The sequence below is a fragment of the Flavobacterium sp. CYK-55 genome, assembly GCF_018413465.1.
Lineage (GTDB): Bacteria > Bacteroidota > Bacteroidia > Flavobacteriales > Flavobacteriaceae > Flavobacterium.
The window spans coordinates 567086-585436 of record NZ_JAHCDK010000001.1; the positions used below are offsets into that span (position 1 = coordinate 567086).

Annotated in this window: 18 protein-coding genes and 1 tRNA gene; 13 read left to right on the forward strand and 6 right to left on the reverse strand. The window is 38.0% G+C overall.

The genetic code is table 11. From position 1 onward, the window contains the following. The first annotated feature begins 47 nt into the window (after positions 1-47). Positions 48-407, forward strand: a complete 360-nt coding sequence (gene folB / locus KIH23_RS02500; protein WP_213211070.1) for a dihydroneopterin aldolase — start codon at positions 48-50, stop codon at positions 405-407. A gap of 90 nt (positions 408-497) precedes the next feature. Continuing rightward, positions 498-568, forward strand: a tRNA-Cys gene (locus tag KIH23_RS02505). A 41-nt stretch (positions 569-609) separates the two neighbouring features. Here the strand turns inward: KIH23_RS02505 and KIH23_RS02510 are convergent. Genes KIH23_RS02510 through rnr form a run of 3 tightly spaced genes read right to left on the reverse strand, consistent with a single transcriptional unit; the run spans position 610 to position 4163 of the window. Beyond that, complete coding sequence (locus KIH23_RS02510) at positions 610-1284, reverse strand: LysE family translocator (protein WP_213211071.1); 675 nt, start codon at positions 1282-1284, stop codon at positions 610-612. A 31-nt stretch (positions 1285-1315) separates the two neighbouring features. Further along, a complete protein-coding gene (locus KIH23_RS02515; protein WP_213211072.1) occupies positions 1316-1981 on the reverse strand; it encodes a head GIN domain-containing protein in 666 nt (221 codons plus the stop codon). A gap of 1 nt (position 1982) precedes the next feature. Continuing rightward, positions 1983-4163, reverse strand: coding sequence for a ribonuclease R (rnr, locus tag KIH23_RS02520; protein ID WP_213211073.1), 2181 nt, complete (start codon positions 4161-4163; stop codon positions 1983-1985). Positions 4164-4336: 173 nt separating this feature from the next. Here rnr and KIH23_RS02525 point away from each other — a divergent pair, with 173 nt between their 5' ends. The 3 genes from KIH23_RS02525 (at position 4337) to KIH23_RS02535 (ending at position 7935) form a co-directional block, all read left to right on the forward strand. Beyond that, positions 4337-4573, forward strand: coding sequence for a DUF2007 domain-containing protein (locus KIH23_RS02525; protein WP_213211074.1), 237 nt, complete (start codon positions 4337-4339; stop codon positions 4571-4573). Between the two features lie 614 nt (positions 4574-5187). Continuing rightward, positions 5188-5616: a ribose 5-phosphate isomerase B gene (rpiB, locus tag KIH23_RS02530; RefSeq protein ID WP_213211075.1), complete on the forward strand. Its 429-nt coding sequence runs from the start codon at positions 5188-5190 to the stop codon at positions 5614-5616. A gap of 183 nt (positions 5617-5799) precedes the next feature. After that, complete coding sequence (locus KIH23_RS02535) at positions 5800-7935, forward strand: Tex family protein (RefSeq protein WP_213211076.1); 2136 nt, start codon at positions 5800-5802, stop codon at positions 7933-7935. Between the two features lie 13 nt (positions 7936-7948). On the opposite strand, the gene KIH23_RS02540 is transcribed toward KIH23_RS02535, so the two are convergent. Further along, positions 7949-8926, reverse strand: coding sequence for a hypothetical protein (locus KIH23_RS02540; protein ID WP_213211077.1), 978 nt, complete (start codon positions 8924-8926; stop codon positions 7949-7951). Between the two features lie 59 nt (positions 8927-8985). Continuing rightward, positions 8986-9156 carry a twin-arginine translocase TatA/TatE family subunit gene (tatA, locus tag KIH23_RS02545; RefSeq protein WP_213211078.1) on the reverse strand — a complete coding sequence of 57 codons (171 nt, stop codon included), beginning with the start codon at positions 9154-9156 and terminating at the stop codon, positions 8986-8988. A 170-nt stretch (positions 9157-9326) separates the two neighbouring features. Here tatA and KIH23_RS02550 point away from each other — a divergent pair, with 170 nt between their 5' ends. The 8 genes from KIH23_RS02550 to rfbD all read left to right on the forward strand — a co-directional run bounded on the left by KIH23_RS02550 (position 9327) and on the right by rfbD (position 17603). Further along, a complete protein-coding gene (locus KIH23_RS02550) occupies positions 9327-10196 on the forward strand; it encodes a M23 family metallopeptidase (RefSeq protein ID WP_213211079.1) in 870 nt (289 codons plus the stop codon). 1 nt (position 10197) lies between these two features. Then, positions 10198-11697, forward strand: coding sequence for a GH3 auxin-responsive promoter family protein (locus KIH23_RS02555; RefSeq protein ID WP_213211080.1), 1500 nt, complete (start codon positions 10198-10200; stop codon positions 11695-11697). Then, positions 11690-12547 carry a carboxypeptidase-like regulatory domain-containing protein gene (locus KIH23_RS02560; protein ID WP_213211081.1) on the forward strand — a complete coding sequence of 286 codons (858 nt, stop codon included), beginning with the start codon at positions 11690-11692 and terminating at the stop codon, positions 12545-12547. The genes KIH23_RS02555 and KIH23_RS02560 overlap by 8 nt, the downstream gene beginning before the upstream one ends. A gap of 117 nt (positions 12548-12664) precedes the next feature. Then, positions 12665-14356 (forward strand): DUF6909 family protein, encoded by a 1692-nt coding sequence (locus KIH23_RS02565; RefSeq protein ID WP_213211082.1) that lies wholly within the window; start codon positions 12665-12667, stop codon positions 14354-14356. Between the two features lie 5 nt (positions 14357-14361). After that, on the forward strand, positions 14362-15348 hold the full coding sequence (locus tag KIH23_RS02570) for a hypothetical protein (RefSeq protein ID WP_213211083.1): 987 nt from the start codon (positions 14362-14364) through the stop codon (positions 15346-15348). Between the two features lie 6 nt (positions 15349-15354). After that, complete coding sequence (rfbA, locus tag KIH23_RS02575; RefSeq protein WP_213211084.1) at positions 15355-16212, forward strand: glucose-1-phosphate thymidylyltransferase RfbA; 858 nt, start codon at positions 15355-15357, stop codon at positions 16210-16212. Positions 16213-16215: 3 nt separating this feature from the next. After that, positions 16216-16767, forward strand: a complete 552-nt coding sequence (gene rfbC, locus KIH23_RS02580; protein ID WP_213211085.1) for a dTDP-4-dehydrorhamnose 3,5-epimerase — start codon at positions 16216-16218, stop codon at positions 16765-16767. Next, positions 16761-17603, forward strand: coding sequence for a dTDP-4-dehydrorhamnose reductase (rfbD, locus tag KIH23_RS02585; RefSeq protein WP_213211086.1), 843 nt, complete (start codon positions 16761-16763; stop codon positions 17601-17603). Before rfbC ends, rfbD begins: the two co-directional genes overlap by 7 nt. A gap of 35 nt (positions 17604-17638) precedes the next feature. Here the strand turns inward: rfbD and KIH23_RS02590 are convergent. Then, a partial coding sequence (locus KIH23_RS02590; protein ID WP_213211087.1) for a putative Ig domain-containing protein occupies positions 17639-18351 on the reverse strand: 713 nt, incomplete at its 5' end.

An 18351-nucleotide genomic window follows, 5' to 3' on the forward strand; every position in this document is an offset into this window, starting at 1 on the left:
GTAAGAAATATTTTATACATTTACCCAAGTTAACAATCGCTAAAAACATGGGTAATATCAGACTAAAAAACATCAGAGTTTATGCCTATCACGGATGTTTAGCCGAAGAAGCCAGAATTGGTTCAGACTACAGTGTTGATTTGGAAATCAAAACTGATTTGCGAAAATCATCTATCTCAGACGAGCTTTCAGACACGGTTGATTATGTAACACTCAACAAAATAGTAGTTGAAGAAATGGCCATTCGTTCAAAACTACTCGAACATGTCGGTCATAGAATCATCACGCGTATTTTCAAAGAATTGCCAGAAGTTTCGAGAATTGTTTTGGGTGTTTCAAAACTCAATCCGCCCATTGGTGGTGATGTAGAAGCAGTTACCATTATTATGGAAGAATACCGCAATTAATCAGAAATAGCGGGCTTTGCGCAATAAATTATTTTTTGTGAATTGAATTTTATTTTAAAAATAATTTACTATGTTTGCCCCCGAACATCAGGCGTCGTGGCCGAGTGGCTAGGCTGGGCTCTGCAAAAGCTCCTACTCCGGTTCGAATCCGGACGATGCCTCAACAAAAAACCGCTTCAAAAGAGCGGTTTTTTTATTGGTATTATTCTATCTTTTCAAGTGCTTTTTTGACCAATTTCTGATCGCTCGGAAACCATCCTTGAAACATCAATGTCAGTCCGAAAATAATCAACAATACACTGATAACCTTTTTGATTTTAAGAATATTAGTAGGCGTCATTTTACTTCTGAGTTGCTTGGCTAAGAGTATTTTTCCGATGTCAACCACTAGATACGAAAGTAAAACTGCCGAGAAAAAAGTCACCATTCGTCCCGTTTCTAACTGCAATTTTGGTCCGATGGTAATCAAAATCAAAAACCAAAAAAGCAGTACGCCCACATTGATAAAATTCAAGAAAAAACCCTTGATAAATAAGTTAAAATAATTGATTTTGATGAGTTCATCAACAGCTATTTCATCAACATTCTTACTGACTTTTTTGAGTTTAATAAACGAGGTAATGCCATAAGTAAGCATCATAATTCCACCAAAAATAAAAATAGCCGGATCGTTTTTAATGCTTTGAATAAGCTTATAACTACTGAAATAAGCCAATGCGATGAAGATTACATCAGCTAAAACAACACCCAAATCAAAGACCAAAGCAGCACGGAATCCTTTGACAGCACTGGTTTCAAGTAAGACAAAAAATACAGGACCAACCATAAAACTCAGAAAAATACCGAGTGGAATTCCTGTAAAAATATCTTGTAACATCTAGGTGGTTTTTTGGTAAAAGTAGTAATTTTTATTTACCTGCTTCGCGAATCTCGCCTCCCATAACGACTTTTTTGTCGATGTTTTTAGGTTTTCCGAATATAGTCACTTCGCCACCGGCGCGTACTTTGGCATCAACATATTCTGAAGCGTGTATTTTTGCTTTTCCTCCAGCGTTAGCAGTTACTGTTGTTTTTAATGTATGCATGTTTTCAGCAGAATAAACAGATCCTGAATTAACCAAAACATCTTGTTCATCAGCTTTTCCACTGATATTTACTTTAGATCCGTCATTTAAACGCGCTTGTAATTTGTTGACCTCAAGGGGTAAATCAACCGATCCACCTTCTTTGGCAATCAAACTGAAATCTTGAGCGTGAATTACTGATTCGCTCCCTATATGTGAACCTTCATTGACCTCAACAGCATTGATAGAATTGTAATAAACAGTTGCTGAAACTTCATCACCGCTGAGCATTTTGGTAAGTGGCATTCTGATTTTGAGTTCACCGTTTTTATTGATGAGTTCGACCTGATTTGAGCCTGAACCATTGAGTAAAACTTTGTTCTCAGATGACGGAATCAAAATCACATCAATCTGATCAAAGACATTTACTTTATTGAAATCACCAACTTTTTTTTCTTGTGACCAACCTAAAACAGAGATAAAAATAAAAGCTAAAGCTATTTTTTTCATGTTATTCATTTTTACGGATGAAGTGAAAATCGAGTTGTTTTTTAACCAAATCAGCATTCTTAACCTTAACGAAAACCTCGTCTCCTAATTGTAGAATTTTATGCGAAACTTCGCCCACCAAGGCATATTGCTTTTCGTCAAAAGTGTAATAATCATCTTTGATTTCACGAATACGACACATGCCTTCACATTTGTTTTCAACAATTTCAACATAAATACCCCATTCAGTCACGCCTGAAATCACACCTAAGAATTCCTGATCAGCGTGGTCTTTCATATACTTCACTTGCATGTACTTAATACTGTCGCGCTCAGCGTTGGTGGCCAATGCTTCCATGTTGGAGGCATGTTCACATTTTTCTTCATAAAGCTCTTGATCAGCTGATTTTCCGCCATCGAGATAATACTGCAAAAGTCTGTGCACCATCACATCAGGATAACGGCGAATCGGCGAAGTAAAATGTGAGTAATAGTCAAAAGCCAAACCGTAATGACCAATATTTTCGGTTGAATATTTAGCCTTGCTCATACTTCGAATCGCCAATGTATCAACCAAATTTTGTTCTTTTTTACCGATGACATTTTGCAAAAGTAAATTGAGCGATTTTGAAATATCAGTTTTAGATTTAAAATTCAAGCTGTATCCAAATTTTGAAATAATGCCTTGCAAGTTAAAAAGCTTGTCTTCATTAGGCTCGTCGTGAATTCTGTATACAAAGGTTTTCTTTTGTTTACCAATAAACTCAGCCACTTTTTTGTTGGCCAGTAGCATAAATTCTTCAATGAGATGGTTGGCGTCTTTTGAAACTTTAAAATAAACACCTATGGGTTCATCTTGCTCGTTGAGGTTGAATTTTACTTCGACTTTATCAAATGAAATGGCACCGTTGGCCAAACGTTTTGAACGCATAATTTTAGCCAATTCATCGAGTTTTAAAACAGCTTCTATGACCGGTTCATCAACCGTATACGATTGACCTGTGAGTGAAACTTCAACCGGAATCACCGCTGATTTACTTTCAATAATACTCTGCGCTTCTTCATAAGCAAATCGCTGATCAGAATAAATGACCGTTCGGCCAAACCATTGGTTGATCACCTGAGCTTTTGAGTCGATTTCAAAAACCGCTGAAAAGGTATATTTTTCTTCATTCGGACGCAGTGAACACGCAAAGTTTGAGAGCACTTCAGGCAACATCGGAACCACACGATCCACCAAATAAACCGAAGTTCCGCGACGCTCGGCTTCTTCATCGAGAATCGTCCCTTCTTGCACATAATGCGATACATCGGCAATGTGAATTCCTATTTCGTAATTTCCGTTGTCTAGTACTTGAAACGACAAAGCATCGTCAAAATCTTTGGCATCTTTTGGATCAATGGTTAAAGTCAGCACTTGGCGCATGTCGCGTCTTTTGTTGATTTCTGCTTCTTGAATCGAAGTATCGAGCTTTTGTGCATAGTTTTCAACCTCGGCCGGAAATTCATAAGGCAAACCGTATTCAGCCAAAATAGCGTGAATTTCGGTATCGTGTTCACCGGGTTTTCCGAGTACTTTAATCACAGAACCAAACGGGCTGTCGGCTTTTTTAGGCCAATCGTCAATGTTGACTAAAACCACATCGCCTTGCTGAGCTGCTCCGATTTTATCTTTTGGTATAAAAATATCGGTATACATTTTAGCATTAGCAGTAGTCACAAAAGCAAAATTCTTTTGAATATCAATCACGCCCACAAATTCGCTTTTGGCGCGTTCAAGAACTTCAATCACTTCACCTTCAGGCTTTTTTCCTTTTCGTCGGTTGTAAACATATACTTTAACCTTGTCTTTATCTAAAGCGTGGTTCAGATTGTTGGTGGGTATAAATACGTCTTCTTCAAATTCATCGCAAATAAAATACGCAGTTCTACGCGAGGTCATATCAATCGTGCCTTCGTAGTAATCTTGGCTGATGGCTTTGACTAAATAACGTCCGGGCTCAGATTCAATAATGACTTTTTGAGCAGCTAAAATTTTTAAATCTTTGATGATTTCGTTGCGACTTTTGGTATCGTCTACTTCTAAAATCGCAGCTATTTGTTTGTAGTTAAAAGGCCGGTTGGCATTTTGTGAGAGTATCTTGAGGATTTTCTGAGCAAATGATTTGTCTTTTTTACCCAGTTTTTTATTTTTCTTTCGCATGTTCATTCTATATGGTTCAAAGGTAATGAATATCTGAACTCAATTACCGCTAAGCGAAGGTCTTAAAATTAAGATAAGAATGAGTTCATCTTAACATATCATTGGCGCATAAGATACTTATAAACAATCCTGTGAAATCAGTACTTTTATATACCATAAAAACAAAAAAAGCCATGCAAGAATTTATCACCATTGCTGTTTTTAACTTCGCTCATGAAATCACGATTCTTAAAACTATTCTCGATCGCGAAGAAATTCCGTATTTGTTTCAAAACGAAAATCTAGTATCTATTGATCCACTGGCCAGCATCGCCTATGGCGGAATCAAATTAAAAGTGCATCCAAACGATCAAGAAAGAGTACAACAAATTATCGATGATCTGAATCGACCCAAACTCAACATCGTTTAACTTTTCAACAACTATTATAAAATCAAAAAAAATCTTTGAATTAAAATTTAATTTTATGATGGTTATTATTGCTTGTTAATTGTTGAAATAACTTTTATTAAAAATGCATGGTTGTGAACTTAACTTTTTTTATCAGGATTTTTCAACAGTTTTTTAGCATTTCAAATGCTTCATTTTGAATGGAATTTTAAAAACAATCAACAGTTGTTGACAAGAATTAAACACCTAAAATTGTCTATAAATATTTTAAAAAAAGATGTTGATAATTGACCTAAAACGGCGCATAAATTTTCTAAAATTTCATTACTTATTTTTTGGTTTTTTCATTTTAATTTTGGTTTGTGAGTTTTCAAATTTCTACCAAAAAAACTTCTGATTTTTCTTGATCAACTTTTCAACACAACATGTTAAATTAAAGTAAACTGAATATCAGGCTTTTGTAAAAAACAATTAACATCGTTAAAAATCAACTTTTAATAAACATTCAATATTCTGAAAAACAGAATCTTAGTAAAAAAAAGATTTGATTCAGAAGATAAAATGCCGTTTGAATTTTAGCTTTTGTACACTTATATATTGTGTACCTTTGTCAGAGCAATTCAAATCAACACTTCATGAAAATTTCTATCGGAAACGACCACGCCGGACCAGAATACAAAAAAGCCATTGTGGCGCATCTCGAGCAAAAAGGCCACACCGTTATCAACCACGGAACCGATACTTTTGATTCGGTTGATTATCCTGATTTTGGCCATCCGGTTGCATTTGACATCGAGCAGAAAAATGTTGATTTCGGAATTGTCATTTGCGGCTCCGGAAACGGTATTAATATGACGGTAAACAAACACGCCGGTGTTAGGGCTGCTTTGTGTTGGACCAAAGAAATTGCCGCTTTGGCGCGTCAGCATAACGATGCCAATATCATCAGTATTCCTGCGCGTTTTACGTCAGTAGTTCAAGCTGTTGAAATGGTTGAAACCTTTCTATCCACAGAATTTGAGGGCGGACGACATGCCTTAAGAGTCGGTAAAATCAGCTGTTAGATTTTGATTTTGGCGTTGCGCTGCCCACCGCGAGCGGATGGGCCACGCCGCGCACTCGGCAGTCGCTACCCTCATGCTTCGGGTGAGCTCCAACAAAGCCTCGATTGCTAATGCGAGACGCGTGTACTTTTGAGTTTTCATCTCAAAAGAATGGTTATTTTTACGCGCAAACTTTTTTGATTTATGAACCTTATTCAATACATCCAAAATCAGCTTTCTCAGCCATCAGTTAATACCAAAAGCATCCAAACCACACTCACGCTTTTGGCCGAAGATTGTACGATTCCGTTTATTGCGCGCTACCGAAAAGACCAAACCGGAAACCTGGATGAGATAACCATCGAGCAAATTGCCAAAAGCAACAAACAATACGCCGAGCTGGTCAAACGCAAAGAAAGTATGCTTAAATCTATTGAAGAACAAGGGCAACTAACACCCGAACTCAAAGCCAAAATTGACAACAGTTTTGACGCCCAAGAACTCGAAGATTTATACCTACCTTATAAAAAGAAAAAGAAAACCCGCGCCGATGTGGCTCGTGAAAAAGGCCTCGAACCGCTGGCCAAAATCATCATGGCACAGAATGCCGACGATCTTGATTTTATCGCCTCTAAATATATTAACTCGCAAGTGCCCAATGAAGATGAAGCCTTGCAAGGTGCACGCGACATTGTTGCAGAATGGATCAATGAAAACCTCTATGTGCGTAAAAATCTGCGTCGTTTATATCAACGAAAAGCGCTGATCAGTACAAAAGTGGGTAAAGACAAAGATCAAGATGAAAATGCGCAAAAATTCTCGCAATATTTTGATTGGTCAGAGCCTATTTCAAAAGCGCCTTCACACCGATTATTGGCCATGTTGCGCGCCGAAGCAGAAGGTTATGTCAAGCTTTCGGTGGCCCTGGATGAGCCTTCTGAGGCTATTGATTTTATTGAAAACAACACCATCAAAAACAACCGCGCAACCGCGCAGCAACTCAAGCTCGCCATCAAAGACAGTTATAAACGATTGCTTGATCCGGCTATTTCAAACGAGACTTTACAAGAAGCCAAAACCCGCGCCGATATCAAAGCCATTGATGTTTTTGCACAAAACCTAAGTCAGTTGTTGCTCGCGCCGCCCTTGGGTGAAAAGCGCATTCTAGCTATTGATCCGGGTTATCGTTCGGGTTGTAAAGTGGTTTGTTTGGATGAAAAAGGCGATTTGTTGTATAACGAAACCATTTATCCGCATCAGCCACAAAACGAAACCACTTTGGCTATGAAAAAAATTAAATCCATGGTCAACGCTTATCAAATTGAAGCGATTTCTATTGGTAACGGAACCGCAAGTCGCGAAACCGAAACCTTCATTAAAAAAATCGCTTTTGACAGACCGTTGCAGGTTTTTGTGGTTTCTGAAGCCGGCGCGTCAGTGTATTCAGCCAGTAAAATTGCCCGCGATGAATTTCCGAATTACGACGTAACCGTGCGCGGTTCGGTATCCATCGGACGACGATTATCAGACCCGCTGGCCGAACTCGTCAAAATTGATCCAAAATCGATTGGCGTGGGACAATACCAACATGATGTAGATCAAGCCCGCCTCAAAGATGAGCTTGATACTGTGGTGGTTCGCTGTGTGAATTCAGTGGGTATTAACATCAATACCGCGAGTAAATCACTGCTGGGTTATGTGTCGGGCATTGGTGAGAAAATGGCCGAAAATATTGTACAATATCGTTCTGAAAACGGCCCGTTTCAAGACCGAAAAGAACTTAAAAAGGTTCCGCGTTTGGGCGATAAAGCGTTTCAACAAGCCGCTGCTTTTATCCGCATTAAAGACGGAAAAAATCCGTTGGACAATTCAGCCGTTCACCCTGAGGCTTATTCTGTAGTTGAAAAAATGGCTAAAGATTTAAATATCCCGCTGGGTGATTTAGTGGCCAATAAAGATAAAATTTCTCGTATCAATCCTGAACAATATACCAATGAAACGGTAGGAATTTTAGCAGTAAAAGACATTTTGAAAGAGCTAGAAAAACCGGGACTAGATCCGCGAAAAGCGGCCAAAGTTTTTGAATTTGACCCGAATGTCAAAAACCTAGACGATTTACGCTCAGGTATGATTCTGCCGGGTATTGTAAACAATATTACGGCGTTTGGTTGCTTTGTTGATATTGGCCTTAAAGAAAGCGGTCTCGTGCATATTTCACAACTCAAGCAAGGTTATGTATCTGATGTAAATGAAGTGGTGAAGCTGCATCAGCACGTTCAGGTAAAAGTTTTAGAAGTTGACCAAGCGCGCAAACGCATTCAACTCAGTCTGATTTTGTAGTGCGAAAATACCCTTAAAAGATATTCACAAATAAGCAAGTACAGATGTTGCTAAAATCAGACTGACTAATTTGACTTCCGTTTTGTTTTACGGTGTACGAATTAGTTCCGCCTGATACACTGTATTCTAAGGTGTACAAATTATTGTTAGCCCACTGAAAGTCTTCAAGATTTTGATCAGCAGTATAGTAATCTTCTGTACCATTTCGGTAGATTTTACTACCGTTTAAAGCAAAAATCCCGCTTCCGAATTCACTAAGTTTTGTAAATGACCCGCTAGTATCTGGGTTTATTACAGCATCAGAACCAATTTTCTGATAATATGGGTGTCCGTCTTTGTTGCCAAATACATAAAGACCGTTTATGCCCAGAAAAAAGCCAAAATCTTCTGTATTTGTGTAGGCGGTAAAAGTACCGTCAACATACATTCCTGATTCTAAAGTTGGATGCGTAACCGAAAAATGCCCTACGCCTTCTTGCCAACCCATTCCGGTAATGATATAATCAGCATCAGACAATTCAGCAACTTGAGTTCGCTCGCCATTTTTCCAATATACTAAGCGATAGACGTTTGGGGTTACAGATAAATCATGAATTATTCCTGAAATGTATAAATCAGAATCAATTATAGCCATGCCGCCAATTGAAATAACATCAGAGGTATTGGTGGCATAGGCTTGATGCAAGTCGGTTAAAACACCATTAACCCATAGTAATTTATGGGTGTAAATATTAGCCCCATCAGTGTATTCTCCACTACCTAAAACATAAACTTTTTGACTTTTAACCACTAAACTATCAACGATTGATTGATTAAAACCAGTATCATCCAAGTTGATTATTTGATTGTTTTTCCAGTAAACTGCACGGTTGTCTTTTTGCCCTCCAACGTATACATCTGTAGTTGTGTCGTGGTTGTTTACCGCATCACGCTCAGAGCACGAAGTAATGACGAAGCTTAAAACTAAAATTAGGCTGTAATAGAATCTCATGACGGGTTGTTTATAAAGCATAAAAAATCCTGAGTTTATACAAAAGCTCAGGATGGTTTTTATTTATTTTCTTCTTTGCTATTGGCTTTATCATCGCCTTTGGAAGCATCTTTAAATTCTTTGATGCCTGTTCCTAAGCCTCTCATGAGTTCAGGAATTTTTTTACCTCCGAACAACAAAAGAACTACCAATAATATAATTAGGATTTCTGTAACGCCAAATCTTCCCATGGTTTTAAAATTTTAGCCGAAGCATTAAAATAAATTAATATGCTGGCAAAGATAAACAGAAATTCTCTTAAAAAAGGGCATTGATTGGCAAATATTTATGACAGGCTCAGGGCGCAGATTTACTTTACAGCAGCGGTTTAATTTCTATATTTGTCAACTAAACTAGTCATATGTCAGAAAAAAGACTCAAACGGCAAGAACTCCGCAAAAAACTCTACACCAAAAACCGATTGGTTATTTTGAATGAAGAGTCTTTTGAAGAGGTTTTTTCTTTGCGTTTGACTTTGATGAATGTGTTTGTAGTTGCTGGTTTAGGTGCCATTCTCATCATTTTTTTTACCACTTTTATTATTGCTTTTACTCCGCTGCGCGAATATATTCCGGGTTATGCTTCTGACCAACTCAAACGCGATGCAACCCGGTTGGCATTAGAGTCAGATTCGCTGGTGAATGCCGTTAAAAAAAATGAAGCTTACTTAAGTTCCATCAAAAAAATACTTACCGGAGAACTCGAATTGGCTAAGTTCAACAAAGACTCGATTTATGCTAATCTGCCAGAAAACACCAATGTTGAAGATGTAAAACCTTCAGAAGCAGATTTGCAATTGCGCGACGAGGTGGCCCGTGAAGACAAATACAATCTGTTTGAAAAGGCGCAATCTAAAACCGGAGTTGTATTATTTGCTCCTGTGAAAGGTTCGATTACCGAAAAATTCAGCACCCGAAATCGCCATTATGCAGTTGATGTTGCGTTGGCCAAAAATACGCCCATCAAAGCCATGCTCAACGGAACTGTGATTTTTGCCGATTGGACTCCCTCTACCGGAAATGTGGTTATTATTCGTCACAACAACGGATTCATTTCGGCTTACAAGCATGCCGCTTCACTCACCAAATCACAAGGAGATATTGTTAGAACCGGTGAAGTCATTGCGCTAGCAGGTTCAACCGGACAAGAATCAACAGGAGTTCATTTGCATTTTGAACTCTGGAAAGACGGATATCCGATTGATCCAACCCAATTCATAGAATTTGAATAAGATGTCTGTAAAATCAATCGCCGCCAAAATATTCGCTCAAATTGTTCATGCGCAAACCCAAAAATGGGCGCAACAACCCGAACAAACCCAGCAAAAAGTTTTCAAGCAACTCATAGCTGCGGCGCGCGCAACCACTTTTGGTCAAGATCATCTTTTTGATCAAATCAAGACCTATGAAGATTTTGCCCAACAGGTTCCGGTACGCGATTATGAAGCGCTTAGGCCATACATAGATCAAACCGTTTTAGGAAAATCCAACATTACTTGGCCCGGAAAACCGCTTTATTATGCCAAAACATCAGGAACTACTTCGGGTGCGAAATATATTCCAATCAGCAAAGAATCGATGCCGTTTCATATTGAGGCCGCGCGCAACGCAATTTTGGCCTATATTCATCAAACCGGAAAAGCTGATTTTGTCAATGGCAAAATGATTTTCTTGCAAGGAAGCCCAACACTCGAAGACAAAAACGGCGTGCAACTCGGAAGACTTTCAGGAATTGTGGCGCATTATGTTCCGAAATATTTACAAAAAAACCGTTTGCCCAGCCTTGAAACCAATTGCATTGAAGATTGGGAAACCAAAGTCGATGCGATTGTAGAAGAAACCATCTATGAAGATATGGCAGTGATTTCAGGTATTCCGTCGTGGGTGCAAATGTATTTTGAACGGTTGCAGCAAAAAGCACAGAAACCTGTGGGTGAGCTATTTAAAAACTTCAACTTATTCATTTATGGCGGCGTGAATTATGAGCCTTATCGCGCCAAATTTGAAAATCTTATCGGCCGAAAAGTGGACAGTATTGAACTCTTTCCCGCTTCAGAAGGTTTTTTTGCCTATCAAGATTCACAAACCGAGCCCGGACTTTTATTACTGCTCAATTCGGGCATTTTTTACGAGTTCATCAAGACCGATGAATTTTTTGCCGAAAACCCAAGAAGATATACCATTGGCGAAGTTGAACTCGGCGTTAATTATGTTTTGATCATCTCAACCAACGCCGGACTTTGGGCATATAATATTGGCGATACCGTGATGTTTGTCAGCAAAAAACCGTATCGATTGGTGGTGACTGGCCGCATCAAGCATTTTATTTCGGCTTTTGGTGAACACGTTATTGGCAAAGAAGTCGAAACCGCTTTGCAATTAGCCACTGCCAATAGCGGTGTGCGGATTAATGAGTTTACGGTGGCCCCACAAATTTCGCCTCAAAATGGTTTGCCCTATCACGAGTGGTTGATTGAGTTTGAAGAAGAGCCGACAAATTTGAGCGAATTATCAGAGCAATTAGACTTTTTTATGCGCCAACAAAATGTTTATTACGACGATTTGATCGCCGGAAAAGTACTTCGCCCGTTGGTGATTACTCCGGTTAAAAAAGGTGGTTTTCAACAATATATGAAATCCATCGGCAAATTGGGCGGACAAAATAAAATTCCGCGTTTGAGCAATGACCGAACGATTGCCGATGCGCTTTTAAAAATCGAAAACTATGATTAAAAGAATTCTGATTTTTTTATCGATTTGTTTTGTTGCGAATTTGCGCGGACAAATCTCGGGCGTTGTGCTGGACAGTATTACCGGAGAAAAACTTCCACTGGTGAATATCTCAGTTTTGGGTGAAAACAAAGGAACCACTTCTGAACTTGACGGAACATTTTCTTTAGGAGAAAATGCCGGAAAAAAATTGGTTTTTTCGATTTTAGGCTATCAAAAAAAGACGCTTCAAGCCCAAAACAACATGCGCGTTTTATTACAAGCCGATGAAATTGCACTGAGTGAAGTAGTGGTTGAAAATCGAAAAAAAACCAAGAAAATTGAAATTGGTCCAGAAGCACCAAGTATTTACGAGGCATATAATCGAGGACCTCGAACCGACACCCGTTTTTTTGAGTATTTATCATCATATAATAAAGCCCGTTATATTGACGCCATCATCGTGCGAACTGATAGTAAAGTCAAAGAAGCCCGTTTTATCATTCATTTATACGAACCCGATAAAAATGGTTTTCCGGGTAAGGAGATGTTGAACCAAAACTTGGTGGTTTCGGTAGATAAAGGCATCAAAAACACCTTGTTTAGATTAGAGAAATTTCACCTCAAAATGCCCAAAACAGGTTTGTTTGTTGGCATTGAAAAACTCATGATTGAATCAAACAAACTAGAAACGGATAATCCGTATCAATCGGGGGTATATTATCCGCTTATTTTGTATAGTTCAGCCGAAAAGGATAAGATATTTAGTTATTCCGGCGGACAATGGCATGTTCAAACCAAGCAAAATCAAGAAGGCGTACTCGAAAAAATAAAAACTTCAGAGCCTGCAATTAGTTTGATTCTGACCAATTAAAAAAATAAAACCTTACATTTGCGGGTTAATAATAACAACAACAAACAAAAAGAAAGACGGAAAATCTATTTTCAGACACGAAAAAAATAGAAAATTCGTTAGTTAACAAAATTTTGAATGAAAGAAATTAAAAATATCGTACGCTCAAGAGCACAAGAATCATCAAGTGCGGTTGAGAAATTGTACATCACTATGCGCCATTTGTTTAATCGCGGTTTTTATAAACCTATGGGTGTCTCAGGCGAGACACTTCGCGAGGCGCTTTTATCCCTTCGCCCTGAAATTTACGGTTCTATTGCCGAAGAAAAAGTCGAACTCAACGGCTTGTTATACGTTATTGAAAGATTGCCTATTGGCATTGAAGAGTGTCGTTTTATCAACTTAACTTCTGACGAAGGCTACTCAAAATCACACTTCAAAGCGATTGTTCCGCCCAAGCGTCGACGCAATTGTTATCGTATTGATGACGAGCAAATGAATGTTGAAATCACACGAGGCCGTTCAGATATTTATGACATTCTCACGCATTTGACTTTTATCTTCATCGAATCGCACAAAATAAAAGATCGCGTTTTGATTGATGATACAGGTGAAGTAACCCGCGATTGGAAAAAATTAGAACAAGCGGTTGTTCAAGGCAAAAAATTATCGCAGGTTGACAAAGAAAAAGCCATTTCACATACAGCCAATATTCTAGGGCGCACTTTTGCTGAGGTTTTGGATATTTATGACGCTTTTGGAACCGCTGACAAACCCGATCGTTTCTTGCATGTGATTTATTGGTTGGGCAAATTGGCTTTAGAAGAAGTGGTTGAAAATAATAAACGCACCATTACTTTTAGTCCGATTTTGCGAGAGCGATTAGGGCATCATATTCACGGTGAAATTTGGGCCAATCGCATCAAAGATGTTTTGATGGAAAACGGTTTGCTCGATCGCCCGATCCACATCATCAGCGCGAATATGCATAGCGTCATGAACTCAATTTTTGCCGTTGATGTGCTCAAAACCAAACTCAAAGATCAAACAGATTTTGCCATTTATGAAGAACTCAGCAAATCTGGAGCCGATAAATTGCGCGATAAAGTTTCAGAAGTGGCACTCAAACACGGAATGATTTCATTACCCGATACTTCAGGAACCAACATAGATGTTCAGATTTTTGATACTGCCAAAATTGATTGGAAGAAAACATCGTTCTCGAAAGCTAAAATATTAGGCTTAGCGCCGGTCATCATTGTAATGGATTATGCTTTTGGCGAACAAGCCTACGAAACCATTGACGAATTGCTCAAACCTTATCAAGAAACCAAAATTAAAAAGGCTTTCTTAAATGTGGAATCAGTATCGATTATGGGCAAAGCGGGCATTTTGCAAGGCGATAAAGGCGATATTATGATTCCGTCGGCACACATCAATGAAGGCACCGGCGATAACTATCCTTTTGACAATGAACTCACAGCGGCTATGCTTTCTGGAAACGGAATTCCTGTTTTTGCCGGCCCAATGGTTACCGTTTTGGGAACTTCGTTGCAAAATAAAGATTTGCTCAAGTTTTTCCGCGATTCTACTTGGGGCGTGATTGGTCTTGAAATGGAAGGCGCTTATTATCAAAAAGCCATTCAATCGGCCTCAAAAATCAGAAAAAGCATCAATCCGGATGTAAAAGTAAGATATGCCTATTACGCATCTGATAATCCGCTCGAAACCGGAAGTACTCTGGCCTCAGGCGGTTTAGGAACCACAGGAGTGAAGCCTACTTATTTGATTACGATAAAAATATTAGAACAAATTTTCAATATTAACTAGCAATAATGAATTCAACAGAAAAAAATAACGCAACTGACCAAGAGATTGATTTAGCAATGGTTACAGACAAATTAAAATCCATTTCTGGAAGTATAAAAAAAAGTATTTATGACCTCATTCATTTTTTTATCAAAAAAATAGTTGTCATCGGAGCTTTATTTGTTATAGGTGTTGGGCTCGGGGTTTATTTTGATAAGTCATATAAATCATATGACACCCAGGCTGTAGTTGTTCCTAATTATGGAAGTTACGAATACTTGTATTCAAAAATAGAACTTATAGATTCAAAAATTAAAGAACGAGACACTGTCTTTTTAAAAAAAATTGGCGTCAAGGCATGTAAAAACTTAATCCAAATCCAAATAGACCCAATTATTGATGTTTATCAATTTATAAATATTTCACCAGAAAAAAACTTCGAACTTCTAAAGTTATTATCTGAGGATGGTGATATGAATAAAATTATAAAAGACGAGATTACTAGTAAAAACTATACTTATCATTTACTAAAATATACTACAAATAAGAAGTGTTCAGAAGAAGAAATACTCACACCTTTATTGAAATATTTAAATAACGACCAATATTACAATAAACTTAAAGAGACTTATAACGGCAATATGCTCGTTAAAATTAAGGCTAATGAGCTAATTATAGCTCAAATAGATGGTTTTTTAAACACTTTTTCTTCGCAAGTTGGAATTGGAAGCAAAAATGATAAATTGGTATACTACAACGAAAACACCCAGTTGAATGATGTAATTAAAACTAAGAATGATTTAATTACTGAAATAGGGACATTAAAAAAAGACATGGTTAGTAGTGACCAAGTAATAAAGAAAGTTAGTTGTATTTCTAACTTAAAAAGTAAAGGCTATATCAGGGGAAAATTAAAACTTATCTTCCCGATATTCTTTATATTTATTTATACAATAGCGCATTCTGCATTAGGTTTCTACAAAACCCAATCAAAGCTCTCTCAAAATAATTAATTTATTATGAAAGGAATCATCTTAGCCGGAGGCTCAGGAACTCGGCTGCATCCGCTTACATTGGCGGTCAGTAAACAATTGATGCCGATTTATGACAAACCGATGATTTATTACCCGCTTTCAACTTTGTTGTGGTCAGGAATCAATGAGGTTTTGATCATCTCAACGCCGCATGACTTACCCTTATTTCGACAATTATTAGGAGATGGAAGCAAGCTTGGTTGCCGATTTGAATACGCAGTTCAAGAACATCCTAACGGATTAGCGGAAGCTTTTATCATTGGTAAAGAATTTATCGGAAACGACAAAGTGGCTCTGGTTTTAGGTGATAATATCTTTTACGGAACCGGATTATCCGAACAACTTCAAGCAAATAATAATCCTGACGGAGGCATTATTTATGCATACCATGTTCAAGACCCGGAAAGATATGGAGTGGTTGATTTTGATCAACATGGGCAAGTACTTTCAATTGAAGAAAAACCCATTGAACCAAAATCAAATTATGCAGTTCCGGGAATTTACTTTTACGATAACGATGTGGTTGAAATTGCAGCCAATATAAAGCCTAGCCACAGAGGAGAGCTTGAAATTACTGATGTCAACAAAGAATACCTCAAACGGGGCAAACTTAAAGTAAGTATTCTTGATAGAGGAACAGCTTGGCTTGACACCGGAACGTTTAATTCACTGATGCAAGCTTCACAATTTGTTCAAGTCATCGAAGAGCGTCAAGGTCTTAAAATCGGTTCTATTGAAGAGGCAGCCTTTAAAATGGGATACATCAGCGCAGATCAATTAAAAGCTTTGGCGCAACCGTTACTCAAAAGTGGTTATGGCGCACATTTGTTAAGCATTATTTAAAGTATGAAAGTAACTCCAACCGCTTTAAACGGATGTTATATTATTGAGCCTAAAGTTTTTCCAGACCCAAGAGGATATTTCTTTGAGAGTTTTAACGAAAGAACTTTTTTTGAAACTACCGGATTACAAGTTCACTTTGTTCAAGACAATCAATCTTTCTCAAGCAAAGGTGTTCTCAGAGGATTACATTACCAAACCGGAGCGCATATGCAAGCCAAATTGGTTCGTGTTATATCAGGTGAAGTTCTTGATGTAGCAGTTGATATTCGAACAGATTCTCCTACCTACGGACAGCATGTTTCGGTGGTATTGACTGCCGAAAACCACAAGCAGCTTTTTATTCCGCGTGGTTTTGCCCATGGATTTTTGGTTTTAAGCCAAACAGCCACTTTTTTTTATAAATGCGACAACTTTTACAATAAAGAATCTGAAGGCGGAATTGCATACAATGACCCAAGTTTGTTTATAGATTGGATTTTGCCTGAAAGTGAATTGATTTTATCTGAAAAAGATTTGTTGCAACCCTGTTTTGCAAACGCGAAAAAACTATGGTAATAGCAGTCACCGGAGCGTCCGGACAGCTCGGACAAGCAATACTAAAAATATCAACTCAATTCCCGGAGCATCAATTTTTCTTTTACAACTCAGCCGAAGTTGATATTACCCAAAAAATATTAATTGAAAAAAAATGGTCTGAAATTAACCCGGACTATTGCATCAATGCTGCCGCATATACCGCAGTCGACAAAGCTGAAAGCGAGATAGAATTAGCTTATCAAATCAATGAAACGGGTGTAAAAAACTTAGCCGAGGTTTGCCAAAAGTTTCAAACCACGCTAATTCATATTTCAACTGATTTTGTTTTTGACGGAAAACAAAGCAAGCCATATTCAGAGACTGACCAAACGAACCCAAAAGGCGTTTATGGAGCTTCAAAATTAGCCGGAGAGCAAGCCATTGCAGCAGTTTGTAAAAAGTATTTCATTGTTAGAACCTCGTGGTTGTATTCATCTTTCGGACATAATTTTCTTAAAACGATGTGTAGATTGGCTGCTGAAAAGCCAGAAGTTCGCGTTGTTAATGACCAAATTGGTTCACCGACCCACGCCCTTGATTTGGCACAAATGCTTTTGAACATAATCAACCAACCAACAGCTCACTATGGCATATACCATTTCAGCAATCAAGGAAGTACCAGTTGGTTTGGTTTTGCGCAAAAGATTTTTGAAGTATATCAACTCAAAACACCATTACTCCCGATAACAACCAAAGACTTTCCAACACCGGCCAAAAGACCTAAGTTTAGTGTTATGGATAGTACTAAAATACAGAAGGAATTCACCTATAATATTCCAAAATGGGAAGAATCGCTTGTAAAGTATAAAGAATAAAAAAAGGAGAAAAACTTGCTTCCTCCTTTTTCAATTTATCTTTTAATCAACTTGATTACTCTTGTCTTATTTTCATGTATAAGCTTTAAAAGATAGGTTCCTGCAGGCAATCCAATCAAGTCAATCTGTCCACCAAGTAAATTTCCTTCGCGGATTCGTTTTCCATCAATAGAAAAAACTTCAAAAAGAGCGGTGTTGATTCCATTAACTTTCACAAAATCTACAAACGGATTTGGATAAACGAACAAATTCTCAAAATCCGAAGAATGATTGTTCATAGATTCATCCACGGTTAAAATCAATTCAAAAGAAGTTGATCCCCCAGAATTATATGCAGTAATTGTGTATACAGTAGTTGATGTTATTTGTGTAGGTGTTCCCGAAATCTGCCCGGAATTAACATCAAAAATCAAACCTTCAGGTAATTCAGGCTCGATAGTGTAGTGGGTTACAACACCAATTACAGAAGGCCATAAGTCTATCATCGCTTCGTTTATATGAAGAATAATAGGCGAATTATAACTCAAAGCTGAAGGTGCGATATCATTCACGGTAATCGAAACGCCGAACGAAGTTGATCCGCCGGAATTGAAGGCTGTCACGGTATAAGTTGAAGTTGCTGAAACCTCAGTTGGCGCTCCTGAAATCACACCCGAAGTTGTATCAAACGATAATCCCGATGGTAAAGCCGGCGCGATGCTAAACGAAGTCACATTTCCAGTAAAAGTCGGAATCAAATCTATAATCG

Excerpts from the sequence above, each read along its gene's own strand:
- KIH23_RS02560 (WP_213211081.1), top strand. The coding sequence starts at position 11,690 with ATGATTAAAAGAATTCTGATTTTTTTATCGATTTGTTTTGTTGCGAAT.
- folB (WP_213211070.1), top strand. The coding sequence starts at position 48 with ATGGGTAATATCAGACTAAAAAACATCAGAGTTTATGCCTATCACGGA.
- KIH23_RS02515 (WP_213211072.1), bottom strand. The coding sequence starts at position 1,981 with ATGAAAAAAATAGCTTTAGCTTTTATTTTTATCTCTGTTTTAGGTTGG.
- rfbA (WP_213211084.1), top strand. The coding sequence starts at position 15,355 with ATGAAAGGAATCATCTTAGCCGGAGGCTCAGGAACTCGGCTGCATCCG.
- KIH23_RS02570 (WP_213211083.1), top strand. The coding sequence starts at position 14,362 with ATGAATTCAACAGAAAAAAATAACGCAACTGACCAAGAGATTGATTTA.
- rpiB (WP_213211075.1), top strand. The coding sequence starts at position 5,188 with ATGAAAATTTCTATCGGAAACGACCACGCCGGACCAGAATACAAAAAA.
- KIH23_RS02555 (WP_213211080.1), top strand. The coding sequence starts at position 10,198 with ATGTCTGTAAAATCAATCGCCGCCAAAATATTCGCTCAAATTGTTCAT.
- KIH23_RS02565 (WP_213211082.1), top strand. The coding sequence starts at position 12,665 with ATGAAAGAAATTAAAAATATCGTACGCTCAAGAGCACAAGAATCATCA.
- KIH23_RS02510 (WP_213211071.1), bottom strand. The coding sequence starts at position 1,284 with ATGTTACAAGATATTTTTACAGGAATTCCACTCGGTATTTTTCTGAGT.
- KIH23_RS02540 (WP_213211077.1), bottom strand. The coding sequence starts at position 8,926 with ATGAGATTCTATTACAGCCTAATTTTAGTTTTAAGCTTCGTCATTACT.
- KIH23_RS02550 (WP_213211079.1), top strand. The coding sequence starts at position 9,327 with ATGTCAGAAAAAAGACTCAAACGGCAAGAACTCCGCAAAAAACTCTAC.
- rfbC (WP_213211085.1), top strand. The coding sequence starts at position 16,216 with ATGAAAGTAACTCCAACCGCTTTAAACGGATGTTATATTATTGAGCCT.
- rfbD (WP_213211086.1), top strand. The coding sequence starts at position 16,761 with ATGGTAATAGCAGTCACCGGAGCGTCCGGACAGCTCGGACAAGCAATA.
- tatA (WP_213211078.1), bottom strand. The coding sequence starts at position 9,156 with ATGGGAAGATTTGGCGTTACAGAAATCCTAATTATATTATTGGTAGTT.
- KIH23_RS02525 (WP_213211074.1), top strand. The coding sequence starts at position 4,337 with ATGCAAGAATTTATCACCATTGCTGTTTTTAACTTCGCTCATGAAATC.
- KIH23_RS02535 (WP_213211076.1), top strand. The coding sequence starts at position 5,800 with ATGAACCTTATTCAATACATCCAAAATCAGCTTTCTCAGCCATCAGTT.
- rnr (WP_213211073.1), bottom strand. The coding sequence starts at position 4,163 with ATGCGAAAGAAAAATAAAAAACTGGGTAAAAAAGACAAATCATTTGCT.